At 38.1% G+C, this 22,860-nt stretch carries 16 protein-coding genes; 13 read left to right on the top strand and 3 right to left on the bottom strand.

Translation table 11 applies throughout. From position 1 onward, the window contains the following. Positions 1 to 85: 85 nt before the first annotated feature. The 13 genes from rexB (at position 86) to xerS (ending at position 18,829) form a co-directional block, all read left to right on the top strand. The gene (gene rexB / locus RRU92_RS07495) at positions 86 to 3,337 is read left to right on the top strand and encodes an ATP-dependent nuclease subunit B (protein ID WP_315639187.1); all 3,252 of its coding nucleotides are present in this window, start codon (positions 86 to 88) and stop codon (positions 3,335 to 3,337) included. Beyond that, positions 3,334 to 6,987, top strand: a complete 3,654-nt coding sequence (addA, locus tag RRU92_RS07490; RefSeq protein ID WP_315639186.1) for a helicase-exonuclease AddAB subunit AddA — start codon at positions 3,334 to 3,336, stop codon at positions 6,985 to 6,987. The genes rexB and addA overlap by 4 nt, the downstream gene beginning before the upstream one ends. Positions 6,988 to 7,003: 16 nt before the next feature. Continuing rightward, positions 7,004 to 8,188, top strand: coding sequence for a hypothetical protein (locus RRU92_RS07485; protein WP_315639185.1), 1,185 nt, complete (start codon positions 7,004 to 7,006; stop codon positions 8,186 to 8,188). Between the two features lie 121 nt (positions 8,189 to 8,309). Next, the gene (locus RRU92_RS07480) at positions 8,310 to 8,807 is read left to right on the top strand and encodes a YkgJ family cysteine cluster protein (RefSeq protein ID WP_315639184.1); all 498 of its coding nucleotides are present in this window, start codon (positions 8,310 to 8,312) and stop codon (positions 8,805 to 8,807) included. Between the two features lie 223 nt (positions 8,808 to 9,030). Beyond that, positions 9,031 to 10,074: a bifunctional glycosyltransferase family 2/GtrA family protein gene (locus tag RRU92_RS07475; RefSeq protein ID WP_315639183.1), complete on the top strand. Its 1,044-nt coding sequence runs from the start codon at positions 9,031 to 9,033 to the stop codon at positions 10,072 to 10,074. Continuing rightward, positions 10,071 to 10,982: a phosphodiester glycosidase family protein gene (locus tag RRU92_RS07470; RefSeq protein ID WP_153225347.1), complete on the top strand. Its 912-nt coding sequence runs from the start codon at positions 10,071 to 10,073 to the stop codon at positions 10,980 to 10,982. Before RRU92_RS07475 ends, RRU92_RS07470 begins: the two co-directional genes overlap by 4 nt. Then, complete coding sequence (locus tag RRU92_RS07465; protein ID WP_315640920.1) at positions 10,963 to 11,409, top strand: hypothetical protein; 447 nt, start codon at positions 10,963 to 10,965, stop codon at positions 11,407 to 11,409. Before RRU92_RS07470 ends, RRU92_RS07465 begins: the two co-directional genes overlap by 20 nt. A 213-nt stretch (positions 11,410 to 11,622) precedes the next feature. Continuing rightward, positions 11,623 to 13,635, top strand: coding sequence for a glucosaminidase domain-containing protein (locus RRU92_RS07460; RefSeq protein ID WP_315639181.1), 2,013 nt, complete (start codon positions 11,623 to 11,625; stop codon positions 13,633 to 13,635). Positions 13,636 to 13,711: 76 nt separating this feature from the next. Then, positions 13,712 to 14,044 carry an Imm40 family immunity protein gene (gene imm40 / locus RRU92_RS07455; RefSeq protein ID WP_315639180.1) on the top strand — a complete coding sequence of 111 codons (333 nt, stop codon included), beginning with the start codon at positions 13,712 to 13,714 and terminating at the stop codon, positions 14,042 to 14,044. Positions 14,045 to 14,211: 167 nt separating this feature from the next. After that, positions 14,212 to 15,063 (top strand): ribosome biogenesis GTPase YlqF, encoded by an 852-nt coding sequence (ylqF, locus tag RRU92_RS07450; RefSeq protein WP_315639178.1) that lies wholly within the window; start codon positions 14,212 to 14,214, stop codon positions 15,061 to 15,063. After that, on the top strand, positions 15,050 to 15,829 hold the full coding sequence (locus RRU92_RS07445) for a ribonuclease HII (protein WP_315639177.1): 780 nt from the start codon (positions 15,050 to 15,052) through the stop codon (positions 15,827 to 15,829). The genes ylqF and RRU92_RS07445 overlap by 14 nt, the downstream gene beginning before the upstream one ends. A 15-nt stretch (positions 15,830 to 15,844) precedes the next feature. Then, positions 15,845 to 17,395, top strand: coding sequence for a ClC family H(+)/Cl(-) exchange transporter (locus RRU92_RS07440; RefSeq protein WP_315639176.1), 1,551 nt, complete (start codon positions 15,845 to 15,847; stop codon positions 17,393 to 17,395). Positions 17,396 to 17,758: 363 nt separating this feature from the next. Further along, positions 17,759 to 18,829: a tyrosine recombinase XerS gene (gene xerS / locus RRU92_RS07435; RefSeq protein WP_315639175.1), complete on the top strand. Its 1,071-nt coding sequence runs from the start codon at positions 17,759 to 17,761 to the stop codon at positions 18,827 to 18,829. 71 nt (positions 18,830 to 18,900) lie between these two features. On the opposite strand, the gene RRU92_RS07430 is transcribed toward xerS, so the two are convergent. From RRU92_RS07430 to RRU92_RS07420, 3 genes are read right to left on the bottom strand one after another with little or no spacing between them, the layout of a single operon-like run. Further along, positions 18,901 to 19,890, bottom strand: coding sequence for a lipoate--protein ligase (locus RRU92_RS07430; protein ID WP_311522293.1), 990 nt, complete (start codon positions 19,888 to 19,890; stop codon positions 18,901 to 18,903). A gap of 56 nt (positions 19,891 to 19,946) precedes the next feature. After that, positions 19,947 to 21,650 carry a dihydrolipoyl dehydrogenase gene (gene lpdA / locus RRU92_RS07425; RefSeq protein ID WP_315639174.1) on the bottom strand — a complete coding sequence of 568 codons (1,704 nt, stop codon included), beginning with the start codon at positions 21,648 to 21,650 and terminating at the stop codon, positions 19,947 to 19,949. Between the two features lie 39 nt (positions 21,651 to 21,689). Continuing rightward, positions 21,690 to 22,733: a dihydrolipoamide acetyltransferase gene (locus tag RRU92_RS07420; RefSeq protein WP_315639173.1), complete on the bottom strand. Its 1,044-nt coding sequence runs from the start codon at positions 22,731 to 22,733 to the stop codon at positions 21,690 to 21,692. Positions 22,734 to 22,860: the final 127 nt, after the last annotated feature.

The raw sequence follows: 22,860 nt of genomic DNA, 5'->3' as shown, positions 1-22,860 counted from the left end.
GTTAAAATTAGGGCTTTATATCAATCTGTTTTTACTTAAAAAATGATATAATAAAAGGTAATGACAAAAAACAAACGAGGCAGAGATGAAACTACTTTATACCGATATTCGGACTTCTTTGACAGAAATCCTAACCAAGGAGGCTCAAGGACTGGTTGCCCAAGGCAAACGAGTCTTTTATATCGCCCCTAACTCTCTTTCTTTTGAAAAGGAACGTGCCGTGCTGGAGTGCTTGAGTCAGCAGGCTTCTTTTGCTATCACAGTCACGCGCTTCGCTCAAATGGCTCGTTATCTGATTTTAAATGATATTCCTGAGAGGTCAAGTCTCGATGATATCGGTCTTGGTATGGCTTTCTATAAGTGTCTGTCTGAGATAGACGCTAAGAATTTACGTGTTTACGGGGCTATTAAACAAGATCCGCAATTCATCCAGCAACTGATTGAGATTTATCATGAAATTTCAACTGCAAAGATGAGTTTTTTGGACTTGGAAAGTTTGACAGATGCTGATAAACGGTCTGATTTAATCTTGATTTTTGAAAAGATAACAGCGCATTTAAATCAAGGTCAAGTTTCACAAGGAAGTCCATTATCCTATCTGATCAATGCTATCGAAAAAAACATGGTAAGTAGTGATTTTAGTAAGATTGCCCTAGTCATTGATGGTTTTACCCGTTTTTCTGCAGAAGAGGAACACCTAGTGGATTTGCTTCATCGTAAGGGTGTTGAAATTATCATTGGTGTATATGCGACTAAGAAAGCCTACACTAGCTCTTTTAGTGAAGGGAACCTATACCAAGCCAGTGTTGAGTTTTTACGTCATTTAGCTTTTAAATATCAGACCAAGGCAGAAGATGCCTGTCAAGAACATGAAAATCTTGATGCTTTTGCCAAGGCCTCAAAATTACTGGAAAGTGCTTATGATTATTCTGAAATCAGTTTAGAAGTGGATGCTAAGGATAGAGAAGACTTGCAAATCTGGTCTTGTCTGACACAAAAAGAAGAGCTGGAACTCGTTGCTCGTAGTATTCGCCAGAAATTGCACCAAGAACCTGAACTAAGCTACAAAAATGTTCGTATCTTACTAGGAGACGTAGAGTCCTATAAACTGTCCTTGCAGACAATTTTTAATCAATATCAGATTCCTTTCTATCTCGGGAGAAGCGAGTCTATGGCTCATCATCCTTTGACTCAATTTGTAGAATCCATCGGACGCCTCAAACGGTACTATTTCCGTCAAGAAGATTTGATTAACCTCTTACGAACCGGCTTATATACCGACCTTACTCAAGAAGAAATCGATAGCTTTGAACAATATATCCGCTATTTGGGTATTGATGGTCTTTCAAACTTTAAACAAGAATTTACAAAAAATCATCACGGGAAATTTGATTTAGAGAAATTAAACGAGCTGCGTGTCCGTGTCCTAAACCCACTAGAAACTTTATTATCCAGTCGTAAGCAAAAGACTGAGAATATCCTTGCAAAATGGAATAACTTTTTGAAGGACGCATCTGTTACCAAGCAATTACAATCCTTATCTGAAACGATGGATGCGGCAGAACAAGAAAGACAAGAGGAGGTCTGGAAAGCATTTTGCCACGTAATGGAGCAATTTGCGACCGTATTTGAGGGGACTCAGGTCGCTTTAGATGATTTCTTGGTTCTTCTTCATTCAGGTATGTCCTTATCAAATTATCGTACAATCCCAGCAACGGTAGATACGGTTCTGGTGCAAAGTTATGATTTGATTTCGCCTTTGACTTCTGATTACATCTATGCACTTGGCTTAACCCAGGATCATCTACCTAAAATTAGCCAAAATACTAGTCTTTTGAGTGATGAAGAAAGAAAAGTTTTAAACCAAGGAACTGAAGATGGCTCTCAATTATTGATTGCTAGTCATGAAAATCTTAAGAAGAATCGCTATACCATGCTTTCTTTGGTAAATTCTGCCAAGAAAAAATTGGTCTTATCAGCGCCTAGTCTACTCAATGAAAACGAGAGCAAAGAGTCAGTTTATCTGAAAGAATTGCAGGATTTTGGTTTTAGCAAGATTGAAAAGAGAATCGATCGAAGAAACCTATCAAAGGATGATATTGGTTCTTATCACAGTCTTTTGTCTAGTCTTGTTGCTTATCACCAACAAGGTGAGTCGGAGACAAGTGAGCAGGACTTAACCTTTATTAAGGTTCTAGCTCGTGTCATGGGGAGAAAATTAGAAGATCAAGGTCTTGATAATCCTGTCCTACCAACAAGTCCAAAAAGTAAGACTTTAGCTACTGAAACTTTGGAAGCCTTGTATCCTCAAGATCAAGATTTTTATCTATCTACTTCTGGACTAACGGAGTTCTACCGTAATGAATACAGTTACTATCTAAGATATGTTTTAGGTTTGCAGGAAGAATTGCGTCTCCGTCCTGATGCAAGAAGTCATGGGAATTTCTTGCATCGTATCTTTGAGCGGGCATTGAAAATGCCGAGCGATGAATCCTTTGATCGTCGTTTAGAACAAGCTATCTCTGAAACCAGTCAAGAACGTGAGTTTCAAGCTATTTATCAGGAGAGTTTGGAGGCTCAATTTACTAAGGAAGTCCTCTTGGATGTCGCACGCGCTACTGGACATATTCTTAGACATAATGCGGATGTTGAAACGATTCAGGAAGAAGCTGTCTTTGGTGGCAAGGACCAAGCCTTTATTCAGCTAGATAATGGACGAAATGTCTATGTCCGTGGTAAGGTTGACCGAATTGACCGTTTGAAAACTTCTGATGCTATCGGTGTTGTAGATTATAAGTCTTCTTTGACTCAGTTCAAGTTCCCTATGTTTTATAATGGTCTTAACTCGCAATTACCAACCTATCTAGCTGCCCTCAAGCAAGAAGGGAATACGGATTTCTTTGGAGCTATGTACCTAGAAATGGCTGAACCAATTCAGTCATTACAAACTGCTAAAACTCTTTCTAAGGCAGTAGCAGAAACGAATAAGACTATGAAATACCAAGGCCTCTTTCTTGAAAAAGAGATAAAAAACCTTGGAGAGTTTTACAATAAAAATAAGACTTACCAGTTGTCTGATGAGGAATTCCAGTTATTGTTGGACTATAATGCCCTTCTCTACAAAAAAGCGGCAGAGAAGATTTTATCTGGTGAATTTGCGATCAACCCTTATACAGAAAACGGTAGAAGCATTGCAGCCTATGTGCAACAATATCAAGCTATTACAGGTTTTGAAGCCAATTATCATTTAGGTCAGGCGAGATTTTTAGAGAAAGTTGCCAAGAGCAATGCCAAGGAAACTTGGTTTAATAAAATCAGAGAGGAGTTGGAGCGATGAAATTTTTATCTCAAGAAGAGATTGCAGCCTTGCAAGTAGCAGAAGCTCAGTCTAACAAGAAACCTAAGAAAACAGCTGAACAAATTCAAGCTATTTATAGCTCTGGTCAAAATATTCTGGTCTCAGCATCAGCTGGCTCAGGGAAAACCTTTGTCATGGCTGAACGAATTCTTGATCAGTTAGCGCGTGGTGTAGAAATTCGCCAACTCTTTATCTCAACCTTTACAGTCAAGGCAGCAACTGAGTTAAAAGAACGCTTGGAAAAGAAAATCAGCCAACAAATCCAAGAAACGCAAGATGTGGAACTAAAAAAACACCTCGGCAGACAATTAGCTGATTTACCCAATGCCGCGATTGGGACCATGGACTCTTTTACCCAGAAATTCCTGACCAAGCATGGTCATCTCCTTGACCTCTCTCCAAATTTTCGTATTCTTCAGAATGAAAGTGAGCAACTTCTCTTAAAAAATGAGGTCTTTCGTCAAGTTTTTGAAAGTCACTATCAAGGTAAAGAACAAGGCAAGTTTAGTCAGCTAGTTAAGAACTTTGCAGGTAGAAGCAAAGACGCGCGTGGTTTGCGTAAACAGGTCTATATGATTTATGACTTTTTGCAATCTACCAGCAATCCTCAGGCTTGGCTAGAAGATTCCTTTCTAAAAGGCTTTGAAGAGGCTGATTTTACCGTTGCTAAAGAAAACCTTGCAGAGGATATAAAAGAAAGACTTTGGGATTTAGAAAGCTTTTTCCGTTACCATTTGGATAATGATGCCAAGGAATTTGGCAAAGCAGCTTACCTAGAATCTGTCCAACAAGTTCTTGACGAGATCAGTTCTTTAAGCCATGAATCAACCTTTGACAAATACCAAAAAGTGCTAGAACGAGTTGTTAGTATCTCTAAGGATAAAGGTGGTCGTGCTCTTACAAATGCTAGTCGTAAGGCCGAACTGCAAGACTTGAAAGAAACCTACAACCAAGAGAGAAAAGCAAAATTTGAAAAGCTAATTGCACTAAATGACCAAATTACTTTACTAAAATTCCAGGAAAAATATCATCAAGAGTCTTGGGACTTAGCAAAGACTTTTCAAGTTTTTATGAGTGATTTTGTTGATGCCTATCGAAAGCGTAAACGCGAAGAAAATGCCTTCGAATTTGCGGATATTAGCCACTATACCATTGAGATTTTGGAAAACTTCTCTCAGGTTAGACAAGAGTATCAGGAACGCTTCCATGAAGTCATGGTAGATGAGTACCAAGATACTAACCACATCCAAGAAAGAATGTTAGAACTCCTATCAAACGGTCATAATCGTTTTATGGTTGGGGATATCAAGCAGTCTATTTATCGTTTCAGACAGGCAGATCCCCAAATTTTCAATGAAAAATTTCATAGATTTGCTCAAGATGACAAAGAAGGTCAATTAATTCTACTTAAAGAAAATTTCCGTAGTAGTTCAGAGGTTCTAGATGCTACAAATGATGTCTTTAAGCATCTTATGGACGATGAAGTTGGGGAAATTTCATACGATGGTATGCATCAACTTGTTTTTGGAAATACTGATATTCAAGCAAATCCTGAAAACAAGGCAGAAGTTCTCTTATATGATAAGGATGATAGCGATTCTGATGATGAGGAGGAACTTGCAACCAACAAATTAACTGGTGAAATGCGCATGGTGCTTAAGGAGATAATTCACCTTCATAATGATAAGAGTGTACCTTTCAAGGACATGGCTCTCTTAACTGCCAGCAGAAGTCGTAATGACCAGGTCCTACTTGCCTTGTCTGAGTATGGTATTCCAGTCAAGACAGACGGCGCCCAATCAAACTATTTGCAATCCCTAGAAGTGCAGGTTATGTTGGATACTCTTCGTGTCATCCACAACCCTCTTCAAGACTTTGCTTTGGTTGCTCTAATGAAATCTCCGATGTTTAGCTTTGATGAGGATGAATTGGCTCGTCTCGCACTTCAAAAATCTGAGGATAAGGTTCAAGAGAACTTTTATGAGAAACTAGTTAATGCTCAGAAGAAAATTGGTCTTCAAAAAGATTTAATCAAAGCTGAATTACAAAAGAAACTAAGCTTTTTCATGGAAACCGTCCAGGCTTGGCGTTTGTATTCTAAAACGCACTCACTTTATGATCTCATTTGGAAAATCTATAGCGACCGTTTTTACTATGACTATGTTGGTGCTTTGCCAAATGGTCATGCTAGACAGGCTAACCTCTATGCCCTTGCTTTAAGAGCAGATCAGTTTGAAAAGAGTAATTTTAAGGGATTATCTCGCTTTATTCGAATGATAGATCAGGTCTTGGAAGCCCAGCATGATCTTGCCAATGTTGCTGTGGCACCACCTAAGGATGCAGTAGAACTTATGAGTATTCATAAAAGTAAGGGCCTAGAGTTTCCTTATGTCTTTATCCTTAATATTGATCAGCAATTCAACAAGCAAGATTCCATGTCTCAAGTCATCCTAAGTCGTAAAAATGGCCTTGGTCTTAAGTACGTAGCTAGAGTTGCTACAGATGATACAGATTCCAAAGAGGAATACGTTCCATCTACTATTAAATTATCTATCCCTAGCTTGACCTATACGCAAAATGAAGAAGAACTCCAATTAGCAAGCTATTCTGAGTTGATGCGTTTACTTTATGTAGCCATGACTCGTGCTGAGAAAAAAATCTATCTAGTCGGAAAGGGATCAAGGGAGAAGTTGGAGTCTAAAGAATACCCGACAAATGGGCAAGGTCTTTTGACTCGAGAAACTAGACTAGATGCTAGTAATTTCCAAGATTGGATTTGGGCCATTTACCAAGCTTTTTCTAAAGAGGACTTACACTTTAGTGTTCGTTTCGAGGGTGAAGAACAACTGACAGAAGAAGCTATCGGAGAATTGGAAAATAAAAGCCAGCTCCAAGACCAATCCCAAGCAGACAACCGTCAATCTGATGCCATCAAGGAAGCTTTACAAATGCTGAAAGAAGTGGAAGTCTATAACCAAATCCACCGTGCAGCAATCAATCTTCCAAGTGTACAAACTCCAAGTCAGATTAAGAAGTTGTATGAACCAGTTATGGATATGGAAGGTGTAGTAGTAGCTGGTCAAAGTCAACTAAAAGAAAGCACTGTTCAATTCAATCTTCCTGATTTCTCTAAAACTAAGAAAGTTACTGGTGCTGAGATTGGTAGTGCTACCCATGAACTCATGCAGAGAATTAATCTAGCTAAGAAACCCACTTTAGAGACTTTAACAGAGGCTTTAGAGCAAGTTCAAGTAAGCTCGGATGTCAAATCCAAAATCAATCTAGTAAAGATTTTGTCCTTCTTTGATACGGCTCTAGGTCAAGAGATTCTTGCAAACCAAGATAAACTCTATCGAGAACAACCTTTCTCAATGTTGAAAAGAGATGCTAAGAGTCAGGAAGATTTTGTTGTCCGTGGAATCTTAGATGGATATCTCCTCTACAATGATAAGATTGCTCTCTTTGACTACAAGACAGACCGTTATGAGCATGCTAGTCAGCTTATTGAACGCTATCGAGGACAATTAGACCTCTATGCAGAGGCTCTATCTCGTTCTTATCAGATAGAAACAGTTGAAAAATATTTGATTCTACTTGGTAAAGACCAAGTAGAAGTCGTTAAACTTTAAAAAGAAAGGAGGCATCATGTCCATTCCTGTTAGAAAAAACTTATATGATGCAGTTTTAGAGGCCTCTAAAGCCGATACTTGGGAACAAGCTACCAAAGAATGGAGTGAAGTTTCCTTGATTTTTAATGGAATCGGTCGAAGCAATTGTGTCTGCGGTAATGCTATTAAGTATGCTTATGAACTTTTTAACGGAGTTACTGGCAAACGACTTTTTCCCATTGGGAGTGACTGTGTGCGTCATTTCCAAAGAATTAGCCTAGATCAACAGCTAGAAGAGGAAGAAAAACTTCTCAGAAAGCTTGAAAATCTAACCAGAAAGGCTCAGAAAAAAGAAGCCATTCGAGTTAATAAAACGGATTTTGATGAGCGACTGATCAACTGGCTATGGGAAAAGGGAGCTTTTAAGTCAAATCGAGGTAATCAATTCTCACCAGAAAAGGATTATCAACTCTTTTTAGAGGTATTTCAAGGTGGAAGTTGGAGTAAGGCAGAGCCTTTGAAGAAAGCTCGTATGGAAGAAGTCCTTGAGAAATTTATCAAACCCTTTCTACTTGGAAAATCTGACGATCAGCTCTATCTTGTTAAACTAGGAAAAGAAAAAATTGACTATGAGCAGGAACTTCGCATCAAGGCTGAAAAGGAGCGAAAGAAGCGGGACAAGATTGCTAAACAATATGCGGATAACCTGGTTCTAGCAATGGGACCAGCTGAACGTGCCTATCAGGATTACTTTGGATTGAGCGAAACACTGACACTAGAGGAGCGCCAGTGGGAAAAAATTCTCTTTGGTAAAAATCGTGCAGAACGTTCTATCAAATCAAAACAGTACCAAAGAGAACTTGAAAAGGATCAACGCATTGCTAGTCAAGACCCTCTTGAAAGAAAACAAAAGCAAGTCTGGTTGCTTAACTCTTATTTTAAGGATATACCCGAAGAAAAAGCTCGCTTTTCCCGACTTCTAATCATGTATCGAAAAACTGGAGAAATTCCATTTTCAACTGACTATCTCTCTAACACTTTGTTGGACTTTTTCTACAAAATGAAGGCTTTTGAATTTGAAATAGCACCTGATCAGGTACGTGATTTTCTAAAGGAATGTTTAGATGCGGAGAATCTATCGTCCGCACAAAAATCTTGGATAGAAGGCATTTTAACCAACTGCATCAAACCTTTTTTAGAAAGAATGATAGTATGGCGGTAGTTTTCGTCCTGCATGGAGAAACTCATTATTGTTAAAATTATGTCTCTAAATAATTTTACATAATTTTATTTATGTATAAAATAAAAATGTTTGTATCAACATTAAAAATTAGAAAGAAACTATGTCAAAAGAAATCGATATCGAATATTATCACCAACTAGCCTTGCAAAAACAAAAAGAGCATCGTAAGTTTTTAGGAAATCTAAAGAAGAAAGCGCCTAAAAATTTAGATAAAATTGCGCTTGAAATCCATCAAGAAGTTTTTAATGAAATTGATTGTACAGCATGCGCTAACTGCTGCAAGAGTCTTGGTCCAGACTTTAAAGAAGCAGATATCACACGTATTGCCAAGTATTTTAAAATGAAATTGCCAGCCTTTGAAGCTGAGTTTTTGCAAGTGGACGAGGATGGAGATAAGATCTTCAAATCGATGCCCTGTCCATTTCTAGGAGGCGATAATCTCTGTTCCATCTACGATGTCCGTCCCAAAGCCTGTCGTGAATTTCCACATACTGACCGTAAGAAGATTTACCAAATCAATAATCTTACTATTAAAAATACTCTAACCTGCCCCGCAGCCTATCTCTTTGTTGAAAGATTAAGAGAGAAAATAGACTAAGTACTCTCATTGTATGATAAGATACATCCTCAAATACAGTTGCTATTTGAGGATTTTTGTATATTTATTTTTATCTGAAAATTCAAACTAAATTTCTTATTAAGTGATAAGTCCTTTTTAAAGCTTAAAGTTTTTTAAACTTTTTCTTAAAGAAAACTGATATAAGGTATCTTTAAGCGATGTTCTGTATAGTTATACCATCATCAAAGAAAGAGGTATCGATATGAACTACATAGTCATTCCAGCTTATCAACCAGATAAGCAACTTATCAAACTCATTGAAAAAATTCACGAAAAGAGTGATTTTCATATCTTAGTCATAGAGGACGGCAGTTCATCAGAGTGCCAAAAAATCTTTGATAAAGCAAAACAATTTGCTACTGTCATTCGTCACCAAGTGAACCAAGGTAAAGGGCAGGCTCTAAAAACAGCCTTTACTTATATTCAAGAACAAAACATTTATGGTACGGTTGTCACAGCAGATGCGGATGGACAGCACAAGGTATGGGATATTTTCCGCACGGCTAATAAAGCTTCCGAAAATCCAAACAAGCTAATCTTGGGTGTACGTGCCTTTTCTGGAAAAGTTCCCCTTCGTAGCCGTTTTGGTAACAGCTTAACTAAAGCTCTCTTTAAGCTTCAAACAGGAGTAGGAGTAACAGATACGCAAACTGGACTTCGTGCATTTACGACAAACTTGATACCGTTTATGCTTAAGATTGAAGCTCAACGTTATGAATATGAAATGAATATGTTGCTCGAAGCAACAAAAGAATACGAGATTCTAGAAGTGCCTATTGAAACTGTCTATATCAACGATAATGAGGCTTCACACTTCCGTCCAATCCAAGACGGGCTCATGATTTATAAAAATATCTTTAAATTTGCCTTATCATCTCTCAGTAGCTTTGTTGTAGACTATGTCGTTTACGCCCTAGCAATCTTGATTTTGCCGACAGTTCCGACGAGTCTACGAATCTTTCTAGCAAACGGAGTTGCTCGTGTGACTAGCTCTATTTTCAACTATTCTACAAATAAGAAACTAGTCTTTAAAAATGACGATAGCCTTGTGAAAACAGGGATGGGATACTTTGGTCTAGCAGTTGGACTCTTTGTCTTAGACACGCTACTGATTCGTCTCTTCTTTACAGTCTTTGGTATCAACCTTCTGATTGCTAAAGTTATCGTCGGCATTCTTCTCTTCACTGTCTCTTGGACAGTGCAGAAGAAATTCATCTTTAAGGAAAGGACATCAACTGTATTATGAAATTTTTAAAGAAACGCTATGCTTACGCCTCAGTTCTTGGTCTACTCTTGACAGGATCCTTTAGTTACTCAATGCTAAAGACCTTTGTCCTTGCTGAAACTATCTCGACAGTTGCCACAACGAGCACAAGTTCCAATGCTGCAGCAGCAAGTCAAGCTGCTAAAACGGCTACTGTCACTGACTCTAGATATAAAGATGACAATATTTCTGTTAATTTGTCTGAAACGACAGTCAATAATACCCAAGTCTACGTTGCTGATATTACTCTGAGCTCATCGGATTATCTGAAAACTGCCTTTGCTCAAAATGCCTACAGAACTAACGTAACTGCAAAAACCTCTGTTACCGCAGCTGACAACAATGCCATTTTAGCGGTAAACGGGGACTACTATGGTGCTAACTCTACAGGTTATGTTATCCGTAATGGAGTAGTTTATCGTGATACTGTTCGTGAAGATTCTAGTAATGGGGACTTAGCTATTTATAAAGACGGCTCTTTCAAGGTTATTTACGAAGATCAGATCTCAGCTGAGCAACTAGTAAATGATGGTGTCGTCAATCTCTTGGCTTTTGGACCAGCCTTGGTCGAAAATGGTGAAATTGCAGTTGATACCAATACAGAAGTAGGACAGGCCATGGCTTCAAATCCTCGTACAGCTATTGGTATTATCGATGAAAACCACTATATCATCGTGGTTTCAGATGGACGTACCTCTGAAAGTGAAGGTCTCTCTCTTTATCAGCTCGCTGAGGTCATGAAATCTTATGGAGCAAAAACAGCCTACAACCTTGATGGTGGTGGATCATCTACACTTTACTTCAACGGTCAGGTTATCAATAAACCAACGACTGGAGGAAACAAAATTTCAGAAAGGGCGGTGAGTGACATTGTCTACATTGGTTACTAATTTTAGCAAAAAACGATTTAAAAAAACGGTCATTTCTTATACACTAATCACTATTTTCTTCTTTGCATTTTCTCGAATTTACGAAGCTTTTAGTTTTGGAGAAACTTCTGTCCATATGCACTATTTGTTTGCAGTACCTCTTGTCGGGGGAATTCTACTTGCAATCTTTCTCAAAGTTCTTCCACATTTCTCTCGTATTAGTCTAAATCTATGGAATTCGGCAGTAGCGATTATTATAGCGGGTACACTTTTCCGTGGGATTGTCAACCTTTCAGGACGCTCAACAACCTTGGATGCACCCTACTGGTATGTTGGGATTGGTTTTGCAATACTAGCGATCGTCACTATTTTCATCAATCCAAACCTTTGGAAGAGTACTAGCAAAGTAACTAAAACGAATCGCAAAGAAGTCTATGGTCAGGCATAATGTTATAAAAAAGTAGTCGTTCAGCTGATGTTCGACTACTTTTTATTAACTTTTATTTCTAAAATATTTTAAAAATATTACAAGTTCTTTTCTTCTGAAAGATACTACTTTTATATTTAACAGAATATTGTATAATAAAATTGATAATTAGCGATTTTAATATAATATTTAGGAAAAACAAATCCCAATCTTGGTATTTACTAGGAGAAAAGAATGAAAAAAATATTGCTGGCAAGTACGGTTGCCCTCTCTATGGCATGTTTTGCAAAAACAACCGTCTATGCCGAGGATTCTCAAGCTACCAATAATATTCAATCATCAGAAAGAACTTCTTCGAATACAGTAGGAAATGAGAAGAAACATCAAAACGAGGCTGAAAAAGCAACCTCTCAAACTCCTGATACACACGAACAATCTTCAAAAGAAGCAATAGTAGAAGTAGTTAACAAAGAAGGTTGGCAAAAAGAAAATAACCAATGGCGTTATTATGAGAATAATCAACCAGTTTCGAATTGGAAAAAAATAGCTGGTGTTTGGTACTATTTTAATCAAGATGGCATCATGCTTAGTAACGCTATCTTTAATGATTATCTATTGAATAATAGCGGTGCTTTGGCAGAATCTTCTTGGGTAAAAATTGACGATCAATGGTATTATGCCAATGAGGACGGGAAAATTACTCGTAATACTTGGAAAAAGATAGCTGGTGTTTGGTATCGATTTGATGAATCGGGCACAATGTTAAGCAATACTATTTATAATGATTATCTTCTCAAAAGTAGTGGTGCTATGGCAGAAAATGCTTGGGTGAAAATTGCTGATAAATGGTACTATGCCAATGAGGACGGGAAAATTACTCGTAATACTTGGAAAAAGATAGCTGGTGTTTGGTATCGATTTGATGAATCTGGCACAATGTTAAGCAATACTATTTATAATGATTATCTTCTCAAGACTAGCGGTGCTATGGCAGAAAATTCTTGGGTAAAAATTGCTGATAAATGGTACTTTGCTACAGAATCAGGAAAAATTATTCGCGACAAGTGGGAAAAAATCAACGGTACATGGTACTATTTTAATAAAGATGGTGACATGCTAAGTAGTCAATGGAAATCTAAATACTATCTAAAAGATAGTGGAGCCATGGCTGAGAATGAATGGATCTTTGATAAGAAATATAATAGCTGGTTCTACCTCAAGTCGGACGGTGCTTATGCTGAAAATCAATGGCAGGGTGCTTACTATCTAAAATCTGGTGGCTATATGGCTAAGAATGAATGGATTTTTGATAAGAACTATGATGCTTGGTATTACCTCAAAGATGATGGGGTATATGTAACAGGGACTTTCAAAATCAAAGGTAAAGACTATTCATTCCAAAGCAATGGAAAATGGATTTCTGATCCATCATCCTATTATAAAGTAACACCAATTACAGCTTATGTATACAGTGCTTCTGGTGATAGACTCAGCTATATCTCACAAGGTAGCATTGTTTCGGTTACTGGGGCTGAAGTTCAAGGTGGTCGACTTCCAGTCAAAATATCAGGACTTTCAGGATATATGAACAAGAGTGATCTAGTAGCGGTCAGCACAGATAGTGAATTCATTCCTCACTATACTACGGATGGTCGTTATCTTTACCATGAGTTATCACCTTACGCAAGTATTCGTGTAGCACCTCATAATTCATCAATGGCCATTGGCAAAAAATACTATTCAGCTGATGGTATTAACTTTGAAAACTTTACAGTTGAAAATCCTTTCTTATTTAGAGATTTAAGAAAACCAAGCAATTACACAGCTGAAGAATTAGATAAAGTCTATTCTCTTATGAATATCAAGGGAAGTCGTCTGGCAGGTAAGGGTGCAATCTTTAAAGAAGCTGAAGAACGTTATAAAATTAATGCCCTCTACTTGATTGCCCACAGTGCTCTAGAAAGTTCATGGGGACGTAGCCAGATTGCCAAGGATAAGAATAACTTCTTTGGTATCGCTGCTTATGATACAACGCCATATGATTCAGCTAAAAGCTTTGACGATGTTGATAAGGGTATCTTAGGTGCAGCCAAGTGGATTCGCGAAAATTACATCGATAATGGGAGAACATACCTAGGAAATAAATCATCAGGTATGAATGTCCTTTATGCTTCAGATCCATACTGGGGAGAAAAAATTGCAAGTATCATGATGTCAATTAACAGCAAGCTTGGTGAAAAAGATTAAAATTCATTAAAATCGATAACGACTGTGTAGTGGTTATCGATTTTGCTTATCAAGAGAAACTTAAGGAATTAACTTTATGAAACAGAATATTGAGAATATAAATAAAAGAGGAATTGATCTACGTGACTTAGGGATTGATGCATACGCTTATGATTATTCAGCAATCCCAGACTTACTTGCTATTATCCAAGCAAACAATCTGACAATATTAGGTGGAGATGTGTTTTGCTACAAGAATGGCCAACTGACACATACTTATGATAATTGGTATTACGAGAAACAAGATCCAACTATTGATAGCAGTAAATCCATTTTTCAAACAGAAAAGTATATCAGCAACTATGTTAAAAATTATGGTGAACACTATTATTTTTCAATCGTTTTAGACAATGAGGAATTTCATTTGTGACTGATTTACTTAGAAAACATTTTACAATCGGCATTGAATCAAGCGTCAAATACGAGAAATCATGTTATAATAAAAGATAGTGATTTATTTTAGAAAAAGGATATCTATTTAATTTTTGAAACTGGAAAAATAAATACAAATCCAATAAGAGAAAGGAATTTTACAGAATGGCAACTATTCAATGGTTTCCTGGACACATGTCCAAGGCAAGAAGACAGGTTCAGGAAAATTTAAAATTTGTTGATTTTGTGACGATTTTGGTGGATGCCCGCTTGCCCTTGTCTAGCCAAAATCCAATGCTGACTAAAATTGTAGGAGATAAACCAAGACTTCTGATTTTAAACAAGGCAGATCTTGCAGACCCAGTTCAAACGAAAGAATGGCGTCAGCACTTTGAATCACAAGGAATTCAAACCCTAGCTATTAACTCCAAAGAGCAGGTTACAGTTAAAGTTGTGACAGATGCAGCAAAAAAGCTTATGGCAGATAAGATTGCTCGTCAAAAGGAACGTGGGATTCAAATCGAAACCTTGCGTACCATGATTATCGGGATTCCAAACGCTGGTAAATCGACTCTGATGAACCGATTAGCTGGTAAGAAAATTGCTGTAGTTGGTAACAAGCCAGGTGTGACAAAAGGCCAACAATGGCTCAAAACAAATAAGGATTTGGAAATCTTGGACACTCCAGGGATTCTCTGGCCAAAATTTGAAGATGAAACTGTCGCCCTTAAACTCGCATTAACTGGAGCTATCAAAGACCAATTGCTTCCGATGGATGAAGTGACGATTTTCGGTCTTAATTACTTTAAAACCCATTATCCCGATAAGCTTCAAGAACGTTTTAAACAAATGAATCTGGACGATGAAGCTCCTGAAATTATCATGGACATGACTCGTATCCTTGGTTTCCGTGATGATTACGATCGTTTTTACAATCTCTTTGTCAAAGAAGTTCGTGATGGAAAACTTGGTAATTACACATTAGATACATTGGATGATCTCAATGGCAACGATTAAAGAAATAAAAGAAGAATTAGCAAGGATAACTGAACTTAGTAGTCCTCTGTTTAAGGAATTTGAAAAAGATTCTCGTTCAGGTGTCCAAAAAGAAATTCAAAAGCGTAAGAAAGCTATTCAAGCTGAAATTGATGAAAATCTGCGCTTAGAAGCCATGCTTAACTATGAAAAAGAGCTTTATGCTCAAGGTATTAGCTTAATTGCAGGTGTAGATGAAGTTGGACGTGGGCCTTTAGCTGGTCCTGTCGTTGCTGCAGCAGTCATTCTTCCCAAAAATTGTAAAATAAAAGGCTTGAATGACAGTAAAAAGATCCCCAAGAAAAAACATCAAGAGATTTTTCAAGCTGTTAAAGATAAGGCTCTAGCAATCGGTATTGGGATTATGGATAATCAAGTCATTGATCAAGTCAATATCTATGAAGCAACTAAATTGGCCATGAAAGAAGCTGTATCGCAGCTGGACCCGCAACCTGAGCACTTATTAATCGATGCCATGAAGTTGGATTTGCCGATTTCTCAAACATCCATTATCAAAGGAGATGCTAATTCTCTATCCATTGCAGCAGCATCTATCGTTGCGAAGGTTACAAGAGATAAGATCATGGCTAACTATGACCAAGAATTTCCAGGCTATGATTTTGCTCAAAATGCTGGCTATGGAACTGCTAAGCATCTAGAAGGAATTGAAAAGCACGGTGTCACACCTATTCATCGCACCAGTTTTGAACCGATTAAAACGATCGTTTCAGAAACTAGTAAAAGATAATTAAAGGAGAGAATTATGGAGGAACAGTCGCAAATACTTAGTTCCAAGAAAGAATTTGCCTTCGCGTCAAGTACAATTCTATCTCAAGTAGGGCGAGGAATTATCGTTGGATTAGTCGTAGGCCTTATTGTTGGGTCTTTTCGGTTTTCTATTGAAAAAGGATTTCATGTCATCCAAGGGCTTTATCATGATCAAGATAATCTTGTACGTAATCTGTTGATTATCTCCTTGCTTTATCTTGTTATTTGCTGGCTTAGCGCCAAATTAACACGCTCGGAAAAAGATATCAAAGGTTCTGGTATTCCTCAAGTTGAGGCAGAGTTAAAAGGTCTCATGTCTCTCAACTGGTGGAGTGTGCTATGGAAGAAATATGTTCTTGGTATTCTCGCAATTGCAAGTGGACTCATGTTAGGGCGTGAAGGTCCAAGTATTCAACTAGGTGCTGTTGGAGGTAAAGGAATTGCTAAGTGGCTCAAGTCTAGCCCTGTCGAAGAACGTTCTTTAATCGCGAGTGGAGCTGCTGCTGGACTTGCTGCTGCCTTTAATGCGCCGATTGCAGGGTTATTATTTGTAGTAGAAGAAGTCTATCACCATTTTTCAAGATTTTTCTGGGTTTCTACCTTGGCAGCCAGTCTGGTAGCAAACTTCGTTTCTCTTCTCATCTTTGGCTTAACACCTGTACTTGATATGCCGGACAATATCCCTCTCATGAACTTGAGCCAATATTGGATTTATCTGGTGATGGGAATTTTTCTAGGACTCTCAGGTTTTCTCTATGAAAAAGCCGTTCTTAACGTTGGAAAAGTATATGATTGGATTGGTCAAAAGGTTCATCTGGATAAGGCCAATTATCCTATTCTAGCCTTTCTTCTTATCATTCCAATAGGAATCTTCCTGCCACAAATACTTGGTGGGGGAAATCAAATTGTTTTATCTTTAACAGAACAGGATTTCAGTTTTCAAATTCTCTTAATTTACTTTATCATTCGCTTTATCTGGAGCATGATTAGTTACGGAAGTGGACTGCCAGGTGGTATTTTCTTACCGATTTTAGCATTAGGATCCTTACTTGGTGCCCTAGTAGGCGTTATTTGTGTCAATCTTGGCCTTGTTACCCAACAGCAATTTCCTATCTTTGTTATCCTTGGAATGAGTGGTTATTTTGGGGCCATCTCAAAAGCACCTTTGACAGCTATGATTCTTGTGACGGAAATGGTTGGTGACATCCGCAATCTAATGCCTTTAGGGATGGTAACCCTAGTTGCCTATATTGTTATGGATCTGCTCAAAGGGGCGCCCGTCTATGAAGCCATGCTGGAGAAAATGCTACCTGAATCAGTAACTGATGATGGAGAAGTTACCCTCATTGAAATTCCAGTTTCAGATAAAATAGCAGGGAAACAAGTACATGAACTCAACTTACCACATAATATCCTCATCACAACTCAAGTCCATAATGGCAAGAGCCAAACCGTTAACGGTTCAACCAGAATGTACCTCGGTGATATGATTCACCTAGTTATTCCAAAAAGTGAAATTGGAAAAGTAAAAGATTTGCTTTTATAGCAGTATTAATTTACATAAATTTTATTACGTTATATCTGATCCATGATTTAAGAAAAAGATTTTCAGATTTATTTAATCGGCGGATTCATATAGATGAAAACAATATAAAAACAAAAACTCGGTCCCTAAAAGATGGAATCGAGTTTTTATATTTAACTTAAAAAACTGTAGAAGTTTAAAAATTTTAAAAATATAAGTTCAATGAAGCAATGATTTACCAAATTATAAGCGCTTTTTTCCATTATATAGCTTACTTAGACAATCCTATATAACTCCTATAACATCTTTCCGAAAAACTATAATTTTCTTGAAAAATATAACTAGCTATGCTATACTACTAGTATAGAATATTTGGAGAAAAACATGAAACGCGAGATCTTATTAGAACGGATTGATAAACTCAAACAAGTTATGCCCTGGTACGTTCTGGAATACTACCAATCAAAATTGGCCGTTCCCTACAGTTTTACGACATTGTACGAATACTTAAAGGAATACGATCGATTTTTCACCTGGGTTTTGGAATCTGGTATATCGGATGCTGATACTATGGCAAATATTCCTTTGGATGTTCTGGAGAACATGACTAAGAAAGACATGGAATCTTTTATTCTTTACTTACGTGAACGTCCTTTGCTTAATGCTAATACAACTAAAAATGGTGTCTCCCAAACAACCATTAACCGTACTTTATCAGCTCTTTCTAGTCTTTATAAGTATTTAACTGAGGAAGTTGAAAACGAGCAAGGGGAACCTTATTTCTATCGTAATGTCATGAAGAAGGTTGCTACCAAGAAAAAGAAAGAAACCTTGGCTGCACGGGCTGAGAATATCAAGCAAAAACTCTTTTTAGGTGATGAAACAGAAGGTTTTCTGACTTATATCGACCAAGAGTACCCACAACAACTCTCAAATCGTGCTCTATCATCGTTTAAAAAAAATAAGGAACGTGATTTGGCCATTATCGCCCTTCTCTTGGCATCTGGTGTCCGTTTATCTGAAGCTGTTAACCTAGACCTTCGTGACCTCAATCTTAAGATGATGGTCATTGACGTCACTCGAAAAGGTGGGAAACGCGATTCGGTAAATGTAGCCGCCTTTGCTAAGCCTTATCTGGAGCAATATCTTGCTATTCGAGACAAACGTTATAAGACAGAAAGGACTGATACAGCTCTCTTTCTGACCTTGTATCGAGGTGTTCCAAACCGTATCGATGCTTCTAGTGTCGAAAAGATGGTGGCCAAGTATTCAGAAGACTTCAAAGTTCGGGTAACTCCCCACAAACTACGCCATACGCTTGCAACTCGTCTCTATGATGCAACCAAGTCGCAGGTTTTGGTAAGCCATCAACTGGGACATGCCAGCACACAAGTTACTGACTTGTATACCCATATTGTCAATGATGAACAGAAAAATGCTTTAGACAGCTTATAAACTACATAATATAATTTATGTAAATAATAGCTACAAAAAAAGAAGCTGGGAAAAACCAACTTCTTTTTGCTTTATTCAACCACTGCCTCAGCAATTTCTTCTGCAGTGATCCCTGCGAAGTAACGGCCTAAGTTAATGGTTTGAAGGGCTTTAAGAACATCTTCACGTTCGTATTTAACGCCACGAAGAACATCTTCCACGGCTGCAACATCTTCGATACCGAAGAAGTCACCGTAGATCTTGATGTCTTGGATTTTTGATTCAATGACGTTAGCGAAGATTTCAACCTTACCACTTGGGAATTTTGTTCCACGGCGGACATTGTATTCAGGTGATTTCCCATAATTCCAGTCCCAAGTTCCAAACTTAGTTTCTTTGATTCGATTGATTTCAGCCAATTCTTCATCTGAAAATACATATTCTGTCATTTCAGGATATTCTTTTTTCATGTATTCCAAAAGTAGATCACGGAATTCTTCAACAGTGATTTTTTCTGGCAACTCATCGATAATATTAGTTACTCGAGCACGGACTGATTTAACCCCTTTTGATTCAAACTTATCTTTAGACACTTTAAGTGCGTTAGCTAGGACTGACAAGTCCACGTCAAAGAGAAGACAACCATGGTGCATAATACGGCCATTGATATAGGCTTGGGCATTGCCACAGAATTTTTTGCCATCAATCTCAAGGTCATTACGGCCTGTGAACTCAGCTTTAACGCCTAGTTGAGCTAAGGTATTGATAACTGGAGTTGAGAAGCTCTTGAAGTCAAAGGCCTTGTTTTCATCTTCTTTTGAAATGATGGTGTAGTTGAGGTTGTTTAAATCGTGGTAAACAGCTCCACCACCACTGATACGGCGGACCACCTCAATACCATTTTCTCGAACATAATCACGGTTAATTTCTTCAATAGTATTCTGGTGACGACCAACAATGATAGACGGTTTGTTAATCCAAAGAAGGAAGATTTGATCCTCGTCCAAAAGGTGTTTAAAAGCATATTCCTCTAAAGCGATATTAAAGGCAGTGTCGTTTGAATGATTGATAATATATTTCATGATATCCCTTTATACGATAGAGACTGGAAAAAAATTCCAGTCTAAACTATCTATCTTTATTTTTTCTTAGGTGAATGGATGGCCATTCCAAGAACATCAGCAAATGCTTCGTACATAACTTCAGAGTATGTTGGGTGTCCGTGGATTGTCTTAAGCATTTCTTCAACAGTGATTTCCATTTCGATGATACTTGACGCTTCGTTGATCAACTCTGCAGCAGCAGGACCAATGATATGAACACCAAGGATTTCACCATATTTCTTGTCTGCAATGACTTTAACAAATCCTTGAGCAGCATCTGATGCAATTGCACGTCCGTTTGCAGCAAAGTTAAATTTACCAATTTGAACATCGTATTTTTCACGAGCTTGTTCTTCAGTCAAACCAACAGCTGCTACTTCAGGAAGTGTATAAATAGCTGCAGGAGTCAAGTTCAATTTGGCAACAGCGTGGTTTCCTTTAAGCGCATTTTCAGCCGCAACTTCACCCATACGGAAGGCAGCGTGAGCCAACATCTTAGTACCGTTGATATCACCTGGTGCGTAGATACCTGGAACAGAAGTTTCCATGTATTCGTTAACCTTGATACGGCCACGTTCTAATTCAAATTCAACTTCACCGATACCTTCAAGGTCTGGAACACGTCCGATTGATAGAAGAGCTTTGTTAGCAATGATATCATTTTTTCCTTCAACCTTGATACGAAGTTTGCCATCTTCTTCAATGATTTCTTGAAGTTTAGTGTCTGTCAAGATAGTCATACCTTTACGTTCAAGGATTAAACGAAGATTCTTAGATACTTCCGCATCCATAGCTGGAACAATACGGTCCATCATTTCGATAACGGTAACTTTTGAACCGAACGTCATGAAGGCTTGTCCAAGTTCGATTCCGACAACACCACCGCCAATGATCACAAGGCTTTCTGGTACTTCGTTCATTTCTAGGATGTCGTCACTCGTCATCACAAGTGATGATTCCATACCAGGAACGTTGATTTTGCTTACTTTTGAACCACCAGCAAGGATAATCTTCTTAGTTTCAAGCAATTCAGAACCATTTACCAAGACATTCTTATCTTTAGTGATTGTACCGATACCCTTATGAACATCAACTCCGTAACTACGAAGGAGTCCTGCAACACCACCAACAAGAGTATTAACAACTTTAGATTTTGTTTCTAAAAGTTTGTCCATATCAACTGTGAAGTTAGGATTTTCTATCACAATACCACGATTTGCTGCATGACCGATATTTTCGATGATTTCAGCATTGTGAAGGTAAGTCTTAGTTGGGATACATCCGCGGTTCAAGCAAGTTCCACCAAGTTCAGATTTCTCAACAAGAGCCACTTTACCACCTAATTGAGCTGCTTTAATAGCAGAAACATAACCAGCAGGTCCACCACCAATAACAACGATATCGTAAGCATCATCGCTCTTACCATCATCGTTTGAAGCGCTGACTGCAGGTGCTGGACTAGCTTCTGGTGCAGGAGCTCCAGCTGATGGGATGTTTTCACCTTCCTCACCAAGATATCCGATAACTTCAGTAACAGGAACAGTCTCGCCGTCACCTTTGAGGATAGCGATCAAGTAACCGTCTTCTTCTGCTTCCAATTCCATGCTGACTTTGTCAGTCATGATCTCCAAAAGGATTTCTCCTTCTTTAACAAATTCTCCGACTTTTTTATTCCATTGGACGATTTGTCCTTCTGTCATATCCACGCCGGCTTTTGGCATAATTACTTCTAAGGCCATATCTTACTTCCTTTATCTATATTTCTAAAAATAAATTCTCTAAACCAACATTGAGATTGGGTTTTCAATCAAGGCTTTCAAGTCTTTCATAAACTTAGCACCAGCCATACCATCTACGACACGGTGGTCAATTGTTAAACCAAGACTCATAATTGGACGAATCACAATTTCACCATTAACTACAACAGGTTTCTCAATTGTCGAGCTAACTCCAAGGATTGCTGAGTTCGGTTGGTTAATGATTGGACCGAATGATTGAACACCAAACATTCCCAAGTTACTGATGGTGAAGGTAGAATTCTGCAATTCGCTAGGAGCTAGTTTACCATCCAAAGTACGCCCGATAACATCTTTGAAGGCAACTACCAGCTCAGACAAACTCATTTTTTCAGCATTATAAACAACTGGCGTCATCAATCCATTGTCCATTCCAACTGCCATCGCAAGGTTGACATAATTGTGAGTGATAATTGTCTTACCATCTTCCGTCAATGAAGCGTTGATGTATGGGTGTTTCATAAGAGTCTTAACAACCGCAAGTGAAAGCAAGTCTGTAACAGTAATTTTCTTACCAGTTGCTTCCATGATTGGATCAAGGACTTTCTTACGAAGGGCAAGCATTTCAGACATATCGACATCGTAGTTAAGCGTGAAGGTTGGTGCAGTCAAGTAAGATTCAACCATACGTTGAGCAATAACCTTACGCATCGGTGTCATTGGAATACGCTCGATTTCACCGTAAGGTGTTACGTTGTCTGGAGTTTCTTCCACTTTCTCGATTTGAGCAGGAGACTTAATCGTATCGTTTTCGATATTTTCAGGAAGGAAAGCTAAAACATCCTTCTTCATAATCTTACCACGGTGACCAGTTCCTTGGATTTCCTGCCATGCAATGTTATGTTCAAGGGCAATTCGTTTTGCAAGTGGTGAAATGCGAACCACATTAGTGTCTTTAAATGTTTCCACGTCTTCTTTGTGGACACGACCGTTTGCGCCTGAGCCAGAAATATCGTAGAGATTAATTCCTAAATCATCCGCTAATTTTCTAGCTGCAGGAGTCGCTCTTAGCTTATCATCAGCCATGACCTCTCCTATTCTATTATAAGATACTAAGGGCATCAAAAGTCACAGTGAAAATAGGAAACTTGACGAAGAAACTTTAGTTTCTAGGAAAGTTTCTCTTTTTCACCCAGACTTTAGCCCGTGCTCT

Source organism: Streptococcus sp. DTU_2020_1001019_1_SI_AUS_MUR_006 (genome assembly GCF_032340315.1).
Lineage (GTDB): Bacteria > Bacillota > Bacilli > Lactobacillales > Streptococcaceae > Streptococcus.
This window is presented reverse-complemented; position numbering and strand designations above follow the sequence as displayed.